This is a genomic window from Micromonospora sp. NRRL B-16802 (assembly GCF_001279555.1).
Lineage (GTDB): Bacteria > Actinomycetota > Actinomycetes > Mycobacteriales > Micromonosporaceae > Micromonospora > Micromonospora profundi.
On the sequence record NZ_LGEB01000046.1, the window covers coordinates 15,568 to 32,634 of the forward strand.

Sequence of the window (17,067 nt, forward strand, 5' to 3'; positions counted from 1 at the left end):
CGGCCCGGCCGGCCACGGATGAACCGTGGCCGGCCGGGTAAGCAGCGGCACTGCCTGGTGGGGAGACGACCGGTGTCGCGCGGGCGGGCGGCGAGAGCCCGCCCGCCCGGGCGTACGCCGGATCAGGTGTTCGTGGAGATCCAGTTCCAGGCGGAGACGACCCACTCGGTCTGCTGGAGCCACGCCACGCCGAGGCCGACGAGGAAGACAGCGGTCGCCAGGTGGGCACCCCGAGCGGTACGCCGGACCCGTCCGAGCTGCCGCTCCAGCACCATTCGGCCGATCAACCGGGACAGCGCGAACAGGCCGACCGCCACCAGCAGGCTCAACACCAGCACCAGCAGCGGGCCCGACAGGTCACCCTGACCGGAGAGCGCCCAGATCCCCCAGCAGACGAACGCGAACAGGCCACCCGCCGCGCTCCACTCGCCGCCGCGACGTAGCTGCGCCAGCCGCCAGCTCAACGGCCGGCGCGGCGCCTGCTCGCCCGGCCAGCCCGTCCCGGTCGGCTCCTGCCCGACAACCGGGAACGGCACGGTACGCGGGTTGGCCGACTGACCCACCGGCGCCACACCACGGCGGAAACCGTCCCGCTGTGGCGGCACACCGACGCCGGCCTGCGGTGGCACCTCCACGGTTCGCTCCGCCCACGGCTGCGTCTGGTCTGCCATCTTGTCCTCCCCCTGACCGGCGGCACCAACACCGCCTGAACCCGAGGGTAGCCAGCCGGCAAATCGGTCGCCGAATCCCGTACGTCGCGGACCCGCACCAGGTGTCGGATACGACACCGGCCGGGGTACGGTCGACTGATGGGTGACCCGGACCGACGCAGGCGACGGCTACGGCACCAGATCGCCCCCGACCCGGCCGGGCCGGGCGTCGACGGGTCGACGGTCAGCACGGCCGGTGTGCACGACGGCGTGGATTCGCCACCGCCGCCGCGCCGCCGCAACGGCAGCGCCAACGGTGACGAGCGTGACGGCGAGCGGGGCCTGCGCGGGCTGGTCGGCTCCGGCTCGTCGCAGGTGGGGCTGAGCGCCGCGCTGCGGGCCCGGGACGCGGCACGGCCCACCGACGCCGACCTCGCCGAGGCGGAAGCCCGGGTGGTCGTCGTCCGGCGCAACTGGGTGCCCCGCGAGGACCTCCCCCGCGCGCCACGCTGACCGCGCCGAGCACGGTCAGCGCAGGCACGGTCAGCGGTAGCCCGCGAGTAGGTCAGGGCAGGTCGGGCAGCTGGCGGGTCCGCTCGTACTCGGCGACCTGGTCGATACGCCGTGCGTGCCGCTCGTTGCCGGAGAACGGGGTGTTCAGGAACGCCTCGACGATGGCGGTGGCCTCGTCCAGGGTGTGCTGGCGGGCACCGACAGCGACCACGTTCGCGTTGTTGTGCTGGCGTGCCAACTCCGCGGTCTCGACGCTCCAGGCCAGTGCGGCGCGTACGCCCGCGATCTTGTTCGCGGCGATCTGCTCACCGTTGCCGGACCCGCCGATGACAATGCCGAGAGCGTTCTCGTCGGCCACCACCCGGTCGCCGGTGTGCAGGCAGAAGGCCGGGTAGTCGTCGTCCGGGTCGAAGTTGTGCGGGCCGACGTCGACCACGTCGTACCCCTGCTTGGCCAGATAGTTGGCCAGGTGCACCTTCAACTCGAAACCGGCGTGATCGGATCCCAGGTAGACGCGCATACGCGCAGTCTCTCAGGCCGCTGTCGGGGACGCCGCAGGGGCGGCGTCCCCGAGCCGGGTATGTCACACAGGTGCGCGGGGCACCGTCAGTGCGGCAGCTCCGCGACCACCAGACCGCCGCGCGCCTTCGGGGTGAACCAGGTGCTCTTGCGGGGCATCTTCTCCCGGGCCAGGTTCACCGCGACGAAGTCCTCCACCGTCACCGGCGCGATCAGGATGGCCAGCTCGGCCCGGCCGGCGTCGACTTCACCGGTGAGCCAGCTCGCCGGGTAGTCACCGCCGACGTAGGTGATCCGCTTGTCGCCCGGCTCCAGTCCCAGCGCGTCGCGCAGCAGCAGTCGCTCGACCTGGGCGTGGTCCAGGTTCTCCAGCCGGTCGGCGGCGGTGGCGGGCAGCCGCACCGCGTACCCCTGGCCCGCGAGCCGGAGATGGACGGTGCCGCCGGCCGCCGGAACCTCGACCGGGCCGTCGATCGGCTCGACCTCCGCGCCGGACGCGCGCAACCGGTCGAGCAGCTCGGCGGGGGTGGTGGTCAGCTCGCTGACCAGCCGGTTGTAGGGCTGAATGGCCACCGACGCGGGGGTGGTCACCACGGCCAGGAAGCGCGGCAGCCCACCGGTCTGGGCGGCCAGGCTGCGGTGGTTGCCGTCGGCGACGACCAGTTCGCCGCCGCTGGCGAGGGCGGTGAGCGTGTCCTGCTCCGGCCCGGGGCCGATCAGCCAGATGGCGTGGGTGCGCCCCGCCTGGTCGGTGTCCGTCGCGGCGGGCACGCCGGCCGTCTCGGTCGCCGCCGCGAGCGCGGCGTGCAGCTCGTCGCCACTGCCGGTCTGCAACAGGAGTACGGGTGAGAGCAGGTGACCGAGCGCCTCGGCCAGCGCCACCCGCTCACGCACCTTCGCGATGAAGACGTCCTCGTTGCGGATGACCAGGCCCGGCTCGTCGGCCCGGGTGGAGATCTGGTCGGTGTCCACCATCGCGAACAGCCCGTACGCCGGGGACTCGTCGGGGGCGCTGATCCGGTACAGCACCACCACCTGCTCGGCCGGGGTGTAGCTGCCGTCGGCCTTTGCCTCGGCGAGGCGGGCCACCGAGTCCGGCAGCGCGTCGAGGAAGGACTTGCCCAGGCTGTCTGGCGCCCGGTGCGGCATTTCGATGCCGAGGGCACTGTGCGGGTTCGCCTCGATGATCGAGGTGATCTCCGCGTCGTCAGCGAACTCGTCATAGTTCTGCGCGCCGGTGCCGCCAGTGGTGATCCAGGCCCGGGCGATCGGATGCACGACCGTCATGCCCACTGACGCTACCGGCGCTGGCGGTACCACCGGCGGGGACCCGCGCGGCGTCCACCAGATGAAAGTGCTGTAGCAGGGTTCCGAGGTCAGCCGGCGCGACCGGATGCGCCGTTGTGCCGGCGGTGCCGGCCAGCGACCACCGGACCGCCGTTGTTGCCCCGCCGGCCGGTCCCGACCGGGCCGCTTATCGCGTTGCGGCGGGGCGAGGCGGGCGGCCCCGGCACGGGACGCTCGGGCGGCGGCGCCGGAACCGGCCGCGGGCTCAGCGGCGGCGTCGGCACGGGACGCGGAGCGGTGGGCGCCGGCGGGGGCGGGGCCGGCTCAGCCGGAGCTGCCGCCGTTACGGGCACCGGCGCGGCCGCGACGGCCGGCACAGCCGCAGGCACGGGCGCGACGGACGGCACGGGCACGACGGACGCAGGCGCGGGCACGGCTGTCGGCACGGGCTCGGCGGCCGACGTGGTCGACACCACCGGTGCGCTCCCGGCCGGCGCGGCGGGCACGCCCCCGGCCGGCGAGGTGGGCGGGGTCAGGCGGGAGGTGACAGGCACCCGGGCCACGCCGACCACGATGGGCGGCGCGAGCATGTCCACGAGGTGTGCCGGTAGGTCGGGTCGGACCGTAGGCCAGCGGGAGTCGTCGACCGACCAGTACGCCGGGTCGAGAGTCTCGATCACCCCCTGTCGGGTCAACTGATCGTCACCGGACGCACGGTGCTTCGCCATCGGGATTGCCTCCACGAGCTGCGGGGTGCGGCCCTGCGGGTCGCTGCGGCGGACACCGAGGGAAACGACGCCGCCCGCCTACCGGTGACGCCGTGACCGCAAGGCGTACCCGTCGTCCGGCGCGGCGCGCCCCCGCCAGGACAACCGAGGATGACCGGACGGGGGCGCGGGTACGCGTGGATCAGTCGAAAATCGGGTCCTGCTCGCGGGTGCGCTTGAGCTCGTAGAAGCCGGGGGTACCGGCCACCAGCAGCACGCCGTCCCAGAGCCGGCCGGCCGCCTCACCCTTCGGCGCTGGCGTGATCACCGGGCCGAAGAACGCGACAGGGCTGCCGTCCGGGCCGGGCGCGTGGACGACAGGGGTGCCCACGTCCTGGCCGACCGGACGCATACCGGCCTCGTGGCTGGCCCGCAGCGCCTCGTCGTACTCGGTGCTGTCGGCTGCCGCGGCCAGCGCCGGGTCCAGGCCGGCGTCGGTAAGCGCGGCGACGTACAGCTCGTGGCCCCGCTCCTCCCGGCCGAGGTGGATCCGGGTGCCGAGCGCGGTGTAGAGCGGGCGCAGGGCGTCGTTGCCGTACCGCTGCTCGGCGGCGATGCAGACCCGCACCGGCCCCCACGCGGTCTTCAGGAATTCCCTGTACTCCTCCGGCAGCTCGTCCCGGCCGTCGTTGAGCACGGCCAGGCTCATCACGTGGAAACGAATGTCCACGTCACGGACCTGCTCGACTTCGAGCAGCCAGCGGGACGTGATCCACGCCCACGGGCAGGCCGGGTCGAACCACATGTCGGCGGTGACACGATCGGTCACTGTGAGGTCCCTTCATGACGGTGGCGTCAGGTGTGCGACGCCGCACCTTTGATCCTCACCCCGCAGCCCATCGACCGGCACCTGAACGAGAGCGTGACCTCGGCCACCGCGGGCTGCCCGTCCGTGGAAGACTCGGGGCCGGGCCGGCGCCAGGAGTGGTCGGCAGACGGGCGCCGCCGGGCGTACGGCGAAATGTGGGATGGAGACGAACAGTGCCGGGAGTGCGCAACCTGACGCAGGTCGAGGCGACCGAGCGGGCCAGCCTGCTCGACGTGATCGGGTACGACATCAGTCTGGACCTGTCAACCGCCGTGCTGGCGGCCGAGGGCCGCACGTTCCGGTCGACAACCGAGGTCCGGTTCGGTTGTACCGAGCCGGGTGCGAGCACGTTCATCGAGCTGGCCGCCGAGTCGGTGCGATCAGCAACCCTGAACGGCGCTCCCGTCGACCTGTCCGACTGGTCGGCCGAGAAGGGCCTGACGCTCACCGGCCTGGCCAGCGAGAACGTCCTGGTCGTCGACGCGGACTTCGCGTACTCCAACAGCGGCCAGGGGCTGCACCGCACCGTCGACCCGGTCGACGGCGAGACGTACCTCTACAGCCAGTTCGAGACGGCCGACGCGCAGAAGGTGTTCGCCTGCTTCGACCAGCCCGACCTGAAGAGCGTCTACACCTGGCACGCCACGGTCCCGGCGCACTGGCGGGCCGTGTCCAACATGCCCGTGCAGCGCGAGGAGCCCGCGGGTGAAGGGCTCAAGACGCTGCACTTCACCGAGTCGCCCCGGATGAGCACCTACATCACGGCGATGTGCGCCGGGCCGTACCACGAGGTGCGCGACACCCACGACGGCATCGACCTGGGTGCGTTCTGCCGGGCGTCGATGGCGCAGCACATGGACACCGACGACCTGTTCCTCGTCACCAAGCAGGGCTTCGACTTCTTCCACGAGAAGTTCGGTGTGCGCTACCCGCTGCCGAAGTACGACCAGCTGTGGGTGCCCGACTTCAACGCCGGCGCGATGGAGAACTTCGGCTGCGTGACGCACGCCGAGTCGCACTACCTGTTCCGCTCGCAGGTCACCGACTTCGAGTACGAGCAGCGGGCCAACACGATCCTGCACGAGATGGCCCACATGTGGTTCGGTGACCTGGTCACCATGCGCTGGTGGAACGACCTGTGGCTCAACGAGTCGTTCGCCGAGTGGGCCAGCCACTGGTGCAACACCCACGCCACCCGGTTCACCGAGGCGTGGACGACGTTCCTGTCCATCCGGAAGAACTGGGGCTACCGGCAGGACCAGCTCTCCTCCACCCACCCGGTCTACACCGAGATGCCGGACATGGAGGCCGTCGAGGTCAACTTCGACGGCATCACCTACGCCAAGGGCGCGAGCGTGCTCAAGCAGCTCGTCGCGTACGTGGGTGAGGAGCCGTTCGTGGCCGGGCTGCGGGCGTACTTCGCGAAGTACGCGTGGGGCAACGCCACCTTCGACGACCTGCTCACCGAGCTGGAGGCGGCCTCGGGGCGGGAGCTGCGCAAGTTCGCGGCGCAGTGGCTGGAGACCGCGCAGGTAAACACGCTGCGGCCGGAGCTGACGATCGGCGCGGACGGCACGTACGAGCAGGTGGTGGTGCGGCAGGAGGCGCCGGCGGCGTACCCGACGCTGCGTACGCACCGGATCGGCGTGGGCCTCTACGACCTGGTCGACGACCGGCTGGTGCGCCGCGAACGGTACGAGGTCGACGTGACCGGCGAGCGGACTGACATCGCCGAGCTGCGCGGTGTGCGGGCGGCCGACGTGCTGCTGCTCAACGACGACGACCTGAGCTACACCAAGCTGCGCCTGGACGACCGGTCGATGTCGACTGTGGTGCAGCACATCGGCGGCTTCGACTCGTCGCTGGCCCGCGCGCTGTGCTGGACCGCCGCGTGGGACATGACCCGCGACGCCGAGCTGGCCGCCCGTGACTACGTGGCGCTGGTGCTGGCCGGGCTGCCCGCGGAGACCGACATCAACCTGGTCACCGCCACCCTGCGTCAGGCCACCACCGCACTCACCCTGTACGCCGACCCGGCGTGGGCACCGACCGGCTGGGCCGACCTGGCCCGTACCGCAAAGGACGCGCTCGCCGCGGCCGAGGCCGGCAGCGGCTTCCAGCTGGCCTGGGCTCGGGGGTACGCGTCGGCGGCACGCTCCGACGAGGACCTGGCGACGCTGCGCGGCTGGCTGGACGGCACCGGCGCGCCCGAAGGGCTGACAGTGGACACCGAGCTGCGCTGGGCGGTTCTCGGCGCACTCGTGGCCAACGGCGCGGCCGGCCCCGCCGAGATCGAGGCGGAGCTGGCCGGTGACCGCACCGCGAGTGGCGAGCGGGAGGCCGCGTACGTGCACGCGCTGGTGCCCACCACCGCCAACAAGGCGGCCGTCTGGGATCTGCTGACCGGTCCGGAGGCGCTGCCGAACTGGCGGCACCGGGCACTGTTGCAGGGCTTCGCCCACCCGACGCAGGTGGAGCTGATCACCCCGTACCGGGAGCGGTACTTCGCGGCGGTCGGCGCGGTGTGGGCGACCCGGGACAGCGAGCCGGCGCAGGAGTTCGCCCAGTTGGCGTACCCGGCCTACCTGGTGGACGACGACACTGTGGCGGCCACCGACGCGTGGCTGGCCGAGGACGGGCATCCGGCTCCGCTGCGCCGCCTTGTCGCCGAGGGCCGCGACGGTGTGGTGCGGGCGCTCAAGGCCCGCGCGAAGGACGCCCAGGGCGCCTGACCGCTACCACCGCCGGGGGTCGGCGTGGGTGTGAACCCGCGCCGGCCCCCGGCGTTATCGTGACGGGAGGAGGCGGACGTGATGGCACATCCGATCTACCAGTGGCAACCACCGGATCGGGGCTGGCAGGAGCAGGACCTGTTCGACCTGCCCACCGACGGCAACCGCTACGAGATCATCGATGGGAGCCTGACCCGGTGACCGATGCCGAGCCGTGGGAGATGCGACTCGACCCGTCCGCCTGGCCGCGCTGACCGACAGCCCTGGACAGACCGAAGCCCGGCCCGCCGAGAGCGGGACCGGGCTTCGTCGTACGAGGTGGGCTCAGCCCTTGCCGGCGTGGCTGGCCAGCTGGTCGAGGCCGTTGATGATGCCGCCGGCCAGGTCACCGCCGCTGAACGCGCCGACCATGGAGAGCGCGGCCAGCTTGGCGTACGTGTCGGGGATGCGCTTACGGGCGTACCGCCCTGTGACGATCTCCAACTGGCGCTGGTTGGGCGACACCGCGATCAGCACGGACCGGTCGGGGTCGGCGAGCTGGCGGTGCAGCCGCTGGGCGTGCTCACGGACCGGCTCGTCGAGACCGCCGACGAAGATCGAGAAGACCAGGCCGGTGCCCTGGTCGGCCAGGCGCAGGGCCTCGTCGATGCGCAGCAGCTGGCGGGTCGAGAACGGCCCGTCCAGCACCTCCGGCGGGTTTTCCGTACCGGTCTGCTTCTCACCAACGGTCACTTGCGCCTCCGGTTCCACCGGCCGGCGCCTCGACGCTGGCCTGCTCAAGCTTGTGGCTGGTCAGGGCGGGTGCCTGCGCGCCCGCCGCCAGCGCGGTGCCGGCCGAGTCGGCCAGCTGCCCCGGGCGGCCCAGGAACCAGACCGGGGTGAAGTCGAAGGGCCGGCCGGGCCGGTAGCGCTTGGCGCCACCGCCACCGCCGCCGCCGGTGCCACCACCGCGGCTTCCGGCGTACGCCAGGCCGGCGATCACCAACACCGCAGCCACGGGGATGCCGACGAAGACCAGCAACGTCTCGGTAACAGACAATCCCAACGCCCCCAGGCGGAAGAAGGACCTCGAACAACCGGGCCGGATGGACGGTCACAATGGTGGCCGGCCGATTCCGTCGCTATTCACGTTAGCGGAGTCGACAGCCCGCCAGATTGCGGGGTGGCGATCCCACCAGTCACTGGAGTATTCCAGTTGCGCAGCCGTCTCGAGAAGCCGCGCGTCGTCGCCGTACCGGCCGGTGAGCAGCACACCGACGGGCAGCCCGTCGGCGGCTGTGGTGCCGACCGGCAGGGACACCGAGGGGTCGCCGGTGACGTTGAAAATGGCACAGTAGGGCGAGAATCGGCGTTGCCTGTCGAAGTCGGCTGCCGGGTCACCGTCGGCAGTGAACCATCCGATGGGCGCCTGCGGCGCGGCGAGCGTGGGGCAGAGCAGCATGTCGCATCCGGCGGTACGGCGGGCGCCGAGGCGGACCTGGGCCTGCAACTCGCCGAGGGTGGCTGCCAACGTACCGGCGGAGATCGCGGCGCCCCGGGCACGTAGCAGCCGGGTCAGCGGCAGCAGCTCTGCCTCCCGCTGCGGGTCCACCGGGGAGAGCGCCAGCACGTACCAGATGGTCTCGAACAGCGGCCACGCCTCGGGGCCGAGCGGCGGTGGCACCTCGACCACTTCGTGGCCTGCGGCGGTGAGCAGCGCGGCGGCCCGGTCGACGGCGGCCACGCAGTCGGGGTGCACCGGCTCGTCGGCGAGCATCGGCGTGGTGAAACGGCCGATCCGCAGCCGGCCGGGGTCGGCCCGGCGGGCCGCGGCCAGGTATCCCCCGGGCGGGGCGAGCGGCGCCAGGTAGGGCTCGCCGGGCACCGGCACGGCCATCACGTCGAGCAGCGCGGCGACGTCGGCGACGGTCCGTCCGAGCGGGCCGCTTGTGGGCAGGCCGAACGCGCCGGAGCCGAGCGGCCCGCCGGACACCACGCCGCGACTGGGCTTGTAGCCGACCAGGCCGCAGAGCGACGCCGGGATGCGCAGCGAGCCGCCACCGTCGGAGCCCTGGGCGACCGGGACCAGCCCGGCCGCCACGGCCGCCGCCGCACCACCACTGGAACCCCCTGCGGTGTACGCCAACTGCCACGGGTTGCGGGCCGGCGGCGCGACGCGGCCCTCGGAGTAGAGCGAGCAGCCCAGCTCGGACGTGGTCGTCTTGCCGAGGCTGACCAGGCCGGCGGCCTTGATGAACCGGACCACGTCGGCGTCGACGGGCGGGACGTAGTCGGCGAAGGCAGCCGAGCCGAAGGTGGTGCGGACCCCGGCGGTGAGGGTGAGGTCCTTGATCGCTGTGGGTACGCCGTGCAGTGGCCCGCGCGCCTCGGCCGGCACGGCGTCGGCGGCCCTGGCGGCCTCCCGGGCGAGTTCCGGGGTGACGGTGACGAACGCGCCAACGGTGTCGCCGAGGGCTGCCACCCGGTGCAGGTAGTGCTCGACGAGGTCGACGCTTGACAACTCACCTCGGGCCATGGCGGCTGCCTGCTCCAACGCGGTCAGGTCGTGCGGCTCAACCATCCCGTCATCCTGCCGCCCAGCCGGTTCCGACGAGCGCCGCCACGCAGATCTTGGACAGTTTCCGATCCGGGCGGACGGAAACTGTCCAAGATCTGTTCGCGCCCCGGCGGGGCGGCGGCGCCCCGGCGGGGCGCCCGGCGGCGCGCCCGCCGGGGCGGACGCTCAGCCGTGCAGGAAGCGCAGGGCGTTCGCGGACAGCAGCTTGTGGCGCTCATCGTCGGTCAGGAAGTCGGCGGCCCGGACCACCGCACCGGCCGGCCGCTCGCCCAACGGGTACGGGTAGTCGCTGCCCACGAGCACCCGGTCGGACCCCATCGTGTCGACGAGCAGCCGCAGCGCCGGAGCCGCGAAGACCACCGAGTCGACGTGGAAGCGGTCGAGGTAGCTGCTGGGCGGGCCGGCGGACGCGCCACGGACCAGGTCACCCCGCCGGTGCCAGGCGTTGTCGGCGCGACCGAGCCAGAACGGGAAGCTGCCGCCGCCGTGCGCGAAGCAGATCCGCAGCGTCTCCGGCACCTTGTCGAAGACGCCACCCAGGATCATCGCCAGCACCGACAGGTGCGTCTCGGCGGGCATTCCGGTGAGCCAGCGGGCCATCCACCTGTCCAGCCGAGGGCTGTTCGGCATGTCCCACGGGTGGACGAAGACCGGAGCGCCCACCTCGGCGCAGTGCTGCAGGAAGGTGACCACACCGGCGTCGTCCAGGTCGCGGTCACCGACGTGGTTGCCGATCTCCACGCCGACGTGCCCGGCGGCCAGGCAGCGGTCCAGTTCGGCGCAGGCGGCGTCCGGGTCCTGCAACGGCACCTGGCAGAACGGCACCAGCCGGTCGCCGCCAGCAGCGGTGAGCTCCAGTGTCAGGTCGTTGAAGATCCGAGCCACCTTCACCGCCTGGTCGGCGGGGCGGTCGTAGCTGAAGAACACCGGGGTCGGCGAGACCACCTGCACGTCCACGCCGTCGGCGTCCATGTCGGCAAGCCGCCTTGACGCGTCCCAGCACTCGGCGCCGATCGGGCGGAACTCCGCCTCCCCCACCATGATCATCGCGGCGCGTTCGGAGTCGACACGCAGCCACGGCCAGCCGGACCCGCCGCACGCCGCGCCGAGATCCGGCCAACCCTTCGGTACGACGTGCGTGTGCACGTCGACGACACCTGTCGTCATCAGCCCTTACCCGGGTGCAGGGTGCCGCAGTTGGCGCAGGTACGCGCCTGCTCGTCGGCGTAGAACGACTGGAACACCGGCGGCAGGTCGGCGGCGATGTCGCGGACCTGCAACTCCACCTCGTGCACCTTGTTGCCGCACTCGGGGCAGTACCACTGGAACTTCTCCAGGGTGCCCTCCTCGCGGACCCGCTCGACGACCACACCGATCGAGCCGGCCTCGGGGCGCTGCGGCGAGTGCGGGGTGTTCCGCGGCAGCATCCACATCTGCCCCTCGCGCACGTGCACCGTACGCGGACCCTCCGGGGTCATGAGGTTGATGTGCATGTTGCCCTTGACCTGGTAGAAGAACTCCTCGTACGGGTCGACGTGGAAGTCGGTGCGCTGGTTGGGGCCGCCCACCACCATCACGATGAAGTCGTCGCCGCCGGGGAACATCTCCTTGTTGCCCACCGGCGGCTTCAGCAGGTGCTGGTTGTCCGCGATCCAGCCCGGAAAGCTGAACGGTTCGGCGATTTCACTCACGACTGACCTCCCGAGGGAAGAAGGGCCACGGCCTGGATCTCGATGAGCAGGTGCGGGTGGGGCAACTGGTGCACCGCCACCGTGGTGCGGGTAGGCCCCGATGCGTCGAAGAACTCCGCCCACACCTCGTTGTAGCCACCGAAGTCATTCATGTTGACCAGGTACGACGTCACCTGCACCAGGTCGGTGAGGTCCGCGCCTACCGACCGCAGCAGGTCCCGGATGTTCTCGATGACCGCGCGCGTCTGTGCACGGATGTCGAGGTTCGTGGTGCCGAGTTCGTCGACCTCGACACCGGCGAACGTGTTGTCCGGCCGGCGTGACGACGTACCGGAGACGAAGACGAACCCGCCCGCGACCTTGACGTGTGGGAACGCGCCGCGTGGCACGGCCTTGCCGGCCACGACCCGCGCGGTCATGACGCCGCCTTCAGGGACGCTGTGCCCAGCTTCTCCACCACGGCGCGGACGTGGGCGCCTGGGCGCAGCGGGACGGCCGCGGTGGCAGCGCCGGCCAGGAAGACCCAGCCGGACTCCAGGCGTACGCCGTGCCGGCCGGCCAGCCGGATGCCCTCGTCGAGTGCCCGACGCGGGTCGCCGAGGATCGCCGCCGTCGAGCCGACCTGCGCCACCCGGCCGTCGACCTCCAGCAGCACGCCGAGGTTGTCCAGCCCTGCCGGAACCGGCGACCACGGCCCGATCACGAAAGCGGCGGCCGAGGTGTTGTCGGCGATCACGTCCGGCAGCGAGAAGCGGAAGTCGGCGTACCGGGAGTCGATCAGCTCGATGGCCGGGGCGACAGCGCGGACCGCGCTGGTGAAGTCGCCCACCGGCTCGCCCGGCTCGGGCAGCCGGTCCAGCAGGAAGGCCACCTCCGGCTCGACCCGGGGATGGATGTACGCGGCCGGGTCCACCACGCCACCGTCGGGCACCCGCATCGCGTCGGTGAGCCGCCCCCAGATCACCTCGTCCACACCGACCTGGGCCATCTTCGCCCTGCTTGTCAGCCCCATCTTCAGCCCGATGAGCCGCTCGCCGCGTTCCAGCCGGCGCTGCACGAGCGCGGCCTGCACGCCGTACGCGGTAGGCACGTCGAGCCCCACCTCGGCGGCGAGCTGCGGGATCGCCGTGGCGGTGTCGGCGGCCTCGCCGAGCTTCGCCGCGACGCCCAGGGTGTCCACGCCGATCATGCTGCATCATCCTTCGTTCGCGACTGCCCGGTTCGCAGACCCGGCTCGCTAGTCGCGCTCACGGGCTCCTTAGCGGCCAGGTCGAGTGCCACGTCCACGATCATGTCCTCCTGGCCGCCGACCATCCGACGGCGACCCAACTCGACCAGGATCGACCGGACGTCGACGCCGTAGCGCTCCGAAGCCCGCTCCGCGTGCCGCAGGAAGCTGGAGTAGACCCCCGCATACCCAAGGGAGAGCGTCTCGCGGTCGACCTGGACCGGCCGATCCTGAATAGGGCGGACGAGGTCGTCCGCAGCGTCCATCAACGCGAACACGTCGCAGCCGTGCTTCCAGCCGTGCAGCTCGGCGACCGCCACGAAGACCTCGAGCGGCGCGTTGCCGGCGCCCGCGCCCATGCCGGCGAGGGAGGCGTCGACGCGGACGGTCCGCCCGGACGGGGAGCCGAGCGGCCCGGCGCCGAGGATCCGGCCGTGCTCGACGGCGAGCACGCTGTTTGCCACGCCGAGGGACAGGTTGTGGTGGGCGTGGATGCCGATCTGCGTCTCCGGCTCCAGCACCTGCCGGTACGCGTCGACCCGCTGCGCCACGTCGGACATCAGCAGCCGGCCGCCGGAGTCGGTGACGTAGACGCAGTGCGCCCCGTACGACTCCATGAGCTTGGCCTGCCCGGCCAGCCCTGCCGGATCGTTCATGTGCGACATCATCAGGAACCCGGACACGTCCATGCCGTTCTCCCGCGCCCAGGAGATGTGCTGGGCGGAGATGTCGGCCTCGGTGCAGTGGGTGGCGATCCGCACGCTTGTCACGCCGAGGGCCTTCGCGGCCTTCAGGTCGGCGATGGTGCCGATGCCTGGCAGCAGCAGGGTGGTGAGCTTCGCCGTGGTGAGCACCTCGGCGGCTGCCGAGATCCACTCGGCGTCGCTTGCCGCGCCGTGACCGTAGTTGACGCTCGACCCGGCGAGCCCGTCGCCGTGCGCCACCTCGATCGCGGCCACCCCGGCGGCGTCCAGCGCGGCGGCGATCGTCCGCACCTGGTCGACCGTGTACTGGTGGGCGACGGCGTGCATGCCGTCGCGCAGCGTCACGTCCTGGATGTACAGGTCGGTCATCGCGCAGCCACCTCCGAGGAACGCAGGGCCACCAGCCGCTCGGCGGTGCGCAGCGCGGCGGAGGTCATGATGTCCAGGTTTCCGGCGTACGCCGGCAGGTAGTGCCCGGCACCGGAGACCTCAAGGAAGACCGACACCTGTAGGGCGGTGAGCTGCCGCCCGAGCGTCGGCACGTACGTCCGCACCCGCTCGAACTGCACGTCCTGCTTGAGCCGGTAGCCGGGGACGTACTCCTGGACCGTCGCCACCATCTGCGCCACCGAGGCGGCGATGGCTGTGGTGTCGGCGTCGGCGTCCGGGCAGAGGCAGTAGACGGTGTCGCGCATCAGCAGCGGCGGGTCCGCCGGGTTCAGCACGATGATCGCCTTGCCCCGTTCGGCGCCGCCGACGACCTCGATGGCTCGCGCCGTGGTCTCGGTGAACTCGTCGATGTTGGCCCGGGTGCCCGGCCCTGCCGACTTCGAGGCGATCGACGCGACGATCTCGCTGTACACCACAGGCGTGACCCGCCCGACGGCGGCGACGATCGGCACTGTCGCCTGCCCGCCGCAGGTCACCATGTTGACGTTCGGCTCGTGCAGGTGCTCGTCGAGGTTGACCGGCGGCACCACGTACGGGCCGATGGCGGCCGGGGTCAGGTCGACGACGGTGCGGCCGTGGGCGCGCAGCACCTCGTCGTGATGCCGGTGCGCGCCGGCCGAGGTGGCGTCGAAGACCAGCTCGACGTCCGCGAACTCGGGCATCGCGACGAGTCCGTCGACGCCCTCGGCGGTGGTGGCGACGCCGAGCCGGCGGGCACGGGCCAGGCCGTCGGAGGCCGGGTCGATGCCGGCCATCGCCACCATCCGCAGGCTGTCACTCAGCCGCAACACCTTGATCATCAGGTCGGTGCCGATGTTTCCGGAACCGAGCACCGCCACGCCGCCACTCATGCTGACTCTCCTCGCGAGAAGCAGGCCCGCACCGAGCCGAGCCCCGAGATCCGTGCCTCGTACGCGGCACCGGGGGTGACCGACACCATCGGCCCGAGCGCCCCGGAGAGCACCACGTCGCCGGCCCGCAACGGGTCACCGGCGCGCGCGAGCGTGCCGGCCAGCCAGTGCAGGGCGAGCAACGGGTTGCCCAGGCAGGCCGCGCCCGCGCCCACCGAGACCGGCTCACCGGCGTGCTCCAGCACCATCCCGCACAGCCGCAGGTCGACGTCGGCGAGCCGGCGCGGCGAGGTGCCGAGCACGAAGAGCCCGCTGGAGGCGTTGTCGGCGACGGTGTCCACGATGGAGATGTCCCAGGCGGCGATGCGCGAGTCGACGATCTCGATGGCCGGCAGCACGTGGTCGACAGCGCGGATCAGGTCGACGGTGGTGATCTGCGGATCGTCGAGGTCCCTGTCGAGCACGAACGCGATCTCCGCCTCGACCCGAGGCTGGAGCAGACGGTCGATGTCCACCTCGACGCCGTCGCCGACAGCCATGACGTCGGTGAGCACGCCGAAGTCCGGTTGGAACACGCCGAAGGCTTCCTGCACGACCCGGGAGGTCAGCCCGATCTTCGCGCCGACCCGGCGCTCGCCGCGGTCCTGCCAGGCCCGCGCCTGGAGCTGCTGCACGCGGTACGCCGACTCGACGTCCCCCTCGGGCAGCAGCCGCCCACGCAGCGGTGGACACGGTTTGCCGGTGCTGCGGGCCTCGGCCAGCTCCCGGTTCGCGCCCTCGATGTCAGCTTTCATGCCCGCTCCTCGCTGCGCCGGGTCACGACAGATCCACGCAGACGTTTGTGAGTTCGGAATAGAAGTTCAGTGAGTGCACGCCGCCCTCGCGGCCGATGCCGGACGCCTTCACGCCGCCGAACGGGGTCCGCAGATCCCGCAGGAACCACGTGTTGACCCAGACGATGCCGGCGTCCAGCCGGGCGCCGGCCCGGTGCGCGACGCCGACGTCCCGGGTCCACACGGTCGCCGCCAGGCCGTACTCGGTGCCGTTGGCCAGCGCGTACGCCTCGTCCTCGGTGTCGAACGGCGCGACGTGCACCACCGGGCCGAAGATCTCCTCGCGGTTGGTGCGGGCGTCCGGTCCGAGGCCGGTGAGCACTGTCGGCTGCACGTACGACCCGCCGTCGCGGGTGTCACCGAAGGTGGGCACGCCCCCGCCGGCCAGCACCTCGGCGCCCTCGGCGCGGGCCAGGTCGTAGTGACTCAGCACCTTGGCCCGGTGCTGCCGGGAGATCAGCGGCATGGTGGCGGTGGCCTCGTCGGTGGGCCAGCCGTACGCCAGTTCGCCGGCCCGCTTGGCGAGCCGGGCCGTGAACTCCTCGAAGACCGGTCGCTGCACGTAGATGCGTTCGGTGCACAGGCACACCTGCCCGCCGTTCGTGAAGCTGGACCGCACCGATCCGGCCACCGCGGCGTCCAGGTCGGCGTCGGCGAAGACCAGGCCGGCGTTCTTGCCGCCCAGCTCGAAGCTCACCGCCTTCACGCCGTCGGCGGCGGCCCGCATGATCGCCCCGCCGGTGGCCGACTCGCCGGTGAAGGTGATCGCGTCCACCCCCGGGTGGCGGGTGAGGAACTCGCCCGCCGAGTCCGGTCCGAAGCCGTGCACCAGGTTGAACACACCGGCCGGTACGCCGGCTGCGGCCATCACCTCGGCGAGCACAGTGGCCGAGGCGGGCGTCTCCTCGCTGGGCTTCACGATCACCGCGTTGCCGCAGGCGAGCGCCGGGGCAACTTTCCAGGTGAGCAGCAGCAGCGGAAGGTTCCACGGCACGATGACAGCGACCACACCGACCGGCTTGCGGACCGCGTAGTTGAGAGCCCGACCGCCGGTCGGTGTGACAGTGGTAAACGACTCGGTGGGTGCTGTCGCCACGATCTCCGCGAACGCCCGGAAGTTCGCCGCGCCGCGCGGGATGTCCAGGGTGCGGGCCTGGGAGATGGACTTGCCGGTGTCGGCGACCTCTGCGGTGACCAGGTCGTCGAAGCGCCGCTCCAACTCGTCGGCGACCCGGCGCAGCACCTCGGCGCGTTCCCGCTCCCCCATCCGGCCCCACGGGCCGCGCAGTGCCGCCCGGGCGGCGGCCACCGCGTCATCGACTGTGGACCGGGATGCCTCGTCCACCTCGAAGACCTGCTCACCCGTCACCGGGCTGACCTTGGCGAACGTCGACCCGCCGTCGACGAACTCGCCGCCGACGAAGTTGCGCAACCGCTGTGGCTTGGCCGGCGCCCGACCGGTCATCAGCTCGGGGTC

General features: G+C 71.9%; 18 protein-coding genes. 2 read left to right on the top strand and 16 right to left on the bottom strand.

Going from position 1 to position 17,067, the window contains the following annotated elements; genetic code table 11:
• Positions 1-122: 122 nt before the first annotated feature.
• On the bottom strand, positions 123-671 hold the full coding sequence (locus ADK66_RS06485; RefSeq protein WP_053652987.1) for a hypothetical protein: 549 nt from the start codon (positions 669-671) through the stop codon (positions 123-125).
• A 138-nt stretch (positions 672-809) separates the two neighbouring features.
• Between ADK66_RS06485 and ADK66_RS06490 the strand changes: the two genes are divergently transcribed.
• Positions 810-1,163 carry a hypothetical protein gene (locus ADK66_RS06490; protein ID WP_053652988.1) on the top strand — a complete coding sequence of 118 codons (354 nt, stop codon included), beginning with the start codon at positions 810-812 and terminating at the stop codon, positions 1,161-1,163.
• A 52-nt stretch (positions 1,164-1,215) separates the two neighbouring features.
• Here ADK66_RS06490 and ADK66_RS06495 read toward each other — a convergent pair whose 3' ends face one another.
• The 4 genes from ADK66_RS06495 to ADK66_RS06510 form a co-directional block, all read right to left on the bottom strand.
• On the bottom strand, positions 1,216-1,683 hold the full coding sequence (locus ADK66_RS06495; protein WP_053652989.1) for a ribose-5-phosphate isomerase: 468 nt from the start codon (positions 1,681-1,683) through the stop codon (positions 1,216-1,218).
• A gap of 86 nt (positions 1,684-1,769) precedes the next feature.
• Positions 1,770-2,969: a DUF1015 family protein gene (locus ADK66_RS06500; protein ID WP_053652990.1), complete on the bottom strand. Its 1,200-nt coding sequence runs from the start codon at positions 2,967-2,969 to the stop codon at positions 1,770-1,772.
• 89 nt (positions 2,970-3,058) lie between these two features.
• A complete protein-coding gene (locus tag ADK66_RS06505; protein WP_157552295.1) occupies positions 3,059-3,697 on the bottom strand; it encodes a hypothetical protein in 639 nt (212 codons plus the stop codon).
• 181 nt (positions 3,698-3,878) lie between these two features.
• Positions 3,879-4,505, bottom strand: a complete 627-nt coding sequence (locus ADK66_RS06510; RefSeq protein ID WP_053652992.1) for a DsbA family protein — start codon at positions 4,503-4,505, stop codon at positions 3,879-3,881.
• A gap of 221 nt (positions 4,506-4,726) precedes the next feature.
• Between ADK66_RS06510 and pepN the strand changes: the two genes are divergently transcribed.
• Positions 4,727-7,276, top strand: coding sequence for an aminopeptidase N (gene pepN / locus ADK66_RS06520; protein ID WP_053652994.1), 2,550 nt, complete (start codon positions 4,727-4,729; stop codon positions 7,274-7,276).
• Positions 7,277-7,600: 324 nt separating this feature from the next.
• Here pepN and ADK66_RS06525 read toward each other — a convergent pair whose 3' ends face one another.
• The 11 genes from ADK66_RS06525 to ADK66_RS06575 all read right to left on the bottom strand — a co-directional run bounded on the left by ADK66_RS06525 (position 7,601) and on the right by ADK66_RS06575 (position 17,055).
• Positions 7,601-8,008: a DUF5130 family protein gene (locus ADK66_RS06525; protein ID WP_053652995.1), complete on the bottom strand. Its 408-nt coding sequence runs from the start codon at positions 8,006-8,008 to the stop codon at positions 7,601-7,603.
• Entirely contained in the window at positions 7,995-8,297 is a 303-nt protein-coding gene (locus ADK66_RS06530; protein WP_053652996.1) for a hypothetical protein, read from the bottom strand. The genes ADK66_RS06525 and ADK66_RS06530 overlap by 14 nt, the downstream gene beginning before the upstream one ends.
• 72 nt (positions 8,298-8,369) lie before the next feature.
• Positions 8,370-9,836, bottom strand: a complete 1,467-nt coding sequence (locus tag ADK66_RS06535) for an amidase (RefSeq protein ID WP_053652997.1) — start codon at positions 9,834-9,836, stop codon at positions 8,370-8,372.
• A 162-nt stretch (positions 9,837-9,998) separates the two neighbouring features.
• Entirely contained in the window at positions 9,999-11,000 is a 1,002-nt protein-coding gene (locus tag ADK66_RS06540) for an amidohydrolase family protein (protein WP_053652998.1), read from the bottom strand.
• On the bottom strand, positions 11,000-11,524 hold the full coding sequence (locus tag ADK66_RS06545; protein ID WP_053652999.1) for a 3-hydroxyanthranilate 3,4-dioxygenase: 525 nt from the start codon (positions 11,522-11,524) through the stop codon (positions 11,000-11,002). Before ADK66_RS06545 ends, ADK66_RS06540 begins: the two co-directional genes overlap by 1 nt.
• A complete protein-coding gene (locus tag ADK66_RS06550) occupies positions 11,521-11,943 on the bottom strand; it encodes a RidA family protein (protein WP_053653000.1) in 423 nt (140 codons plus the stop codon). Before ADK66_RS06550 ends, ADK66_RS06545 begins: the two co-directional genes overlap by 4 nt.
• Complete coding sequence (locus ADK66_RS06555; protein WP_053653001.1) at positions 11,940-12,713, bottom strand: 2-keto-4-pentenoate hydratase; 774 nt, start codon at positions 12,711-12,713, stop codon at positions 11,940-11,942. The genes ADK66_RS06550 and ADK66_RS06555 overlap by 4 nt, the downstream gene beginning before the upstream one ends.
• Positions 12,710-13,825, bottom strand: a complete 1,116-nt coding sequence (gene dmpG / locus ADK66_RS06560) for a 4-hydroxy-2-oxovalerate aldolase (RefSeq protein ID WP_053653002.1) — start codon at positions 13,823-13,825, stop codon at positions 12,710-12,712. The genes ADK66_RS06555 and dmpG overlap by 4 nt, the downstream gene beginning before the upstream one ends.
• Positions 13,822-14,757, bottom strand: coding sequence for an acetaldehyde dehydrogenase (acetylating) (locus ADK66_RS06565; RefSeq protein ID WP_053653003.1), 936 nt, complete (start codon positions 14,755-14,757; stop codon positions 13,822-13,824). Before ADK66_RS06565 ends, dmpG begins: the two co-directional genes overlap by 4 nt.
• Positions 14,754-15,551 carry a 2-keto-4-pentenoate hydratase gene (locus ADK66_RS06570; RefSeq protein WP_053653004.1) on the bottom strand — a complete coding sequence of 266 codons (798 nt, stop codon included), beginning with the start codon at positions 15,549-15,551 and terminating at the stop codon, positions 14,754-14,756. Before ADK66_RS06570 ends, ADK66_RS06565 begins: the two co-directional genes overlap by 4 nt.
• A 22-nt stretch (positions 15,552-15,573) precedes the next feature.
• Positions 15,574-17,055 carry a 2-hydroxymuconic semialdehyde dehydrogenase gene (locus ADK66_RS06575; protein ID WP_053653005.1) on the bottom strand — a complete coding sequence of 494 codons (1,482 nt, stop codon included), beginning with the start codon at positions 17,053-17,055 and terminating at the stop codon, positions 15,574-15,576.
• Positions 17,056-17,067 lie beyond the last annotated feature (12 nt).

Bases quoted from the DNA above. Each gene is read 5' to 3' on its own strand.
- ADK66_RS06485 (WP_053652987.1), bottom strand. From the start codon at position 671: ATGGCAGACCAGACGCAGCCGTGGGCGGAGCGAACCGTGGAGGTGCCA.
- ADK66_RS06490 (WP_053652988.1), top strand. From the start codon at position 810: ATGGGTGACCCGGACCGACGCAGGCGACGGCTACGGCACCAGATCGCC.
- ADK66_RS06495 (WP_053652989.1), bottom strand. From the start codon at position 1,683: ATGCGCGTCTACCTGGGATCCGATCACGCCGGTTTCGAGTTGAAGGTG.
- ADK66_RS06500 (WP_053652990.1), bottom strand. From the start codon at position 2,969: ATGACGGTCGTGCATCCGATCGCCCGGGCCTGGATCACCACTGGCGGC.
- ADK66_RS06505 (WP_157552295.1), bottom strand. From the start codon at position 3,697: ATGGCGAAGCACCGTGCGTCCGGTGACGATCAGTTGACCCGACAGGGG.
- ADK66_RS06535 (WP_053652997.1), bottom strand. From the start codon at position 9,836: ATGGTTGAGCCGCACGACCTGACCGCGTTGGAGCAGGCAGCCGCCATG.
- ADK66_RS06540 (WP_053652998.1), bottom strand. From the start codon at position 11,000: ATGACGACAGGTGTCGTCGACGTGCACACGCACGTCGTACCGAAGGGT.
- ADK66_RS06550 (WP_053653000.1), bottom strand. From the start codon at position 11,943: ATGACCGCGCGGGTCGTGGCCGGCAAGGCCGTGCCACGCGGCGCGTTC.
- ADK66_RS06555 (WP_053653001.1), bottom strand. From the start codon at position 12,713: ATGATCGGCGTGGACACCCTGGGCGTCGCGGCGAAGCTCGGCGAGGCC.
- dmpG (WP_053653002.1), bottom strand. From the start codon at position 13,825: ATGACCGACCTGTACATCCAGGACGTGACGCTGCGCGACGGCATGCAC.
- ADK66_RS06565 (WP_053653003.1), bottom strand. From the start codon at position 14,757: ATGAGTGGCGGCGTGGCGGTGCTCGGTTCCGGAAACATCGGCACCGAC.
- ADK66_RS06570 (WP_053653004.1), bottom strand. From the start codon at position 15,551: ATGAAAGCTGACATCGAGGGCGCGAACCGGGAGCTGGCCGAGGCCCGC.
- ADK66_RS06575 (WP_053653005.1), bottom strand. From the start codon at position 17,055: ATGACCGGTCGGGCGCCGGCCAAGCCACAGCGGTTGCGCAACTTCGTC.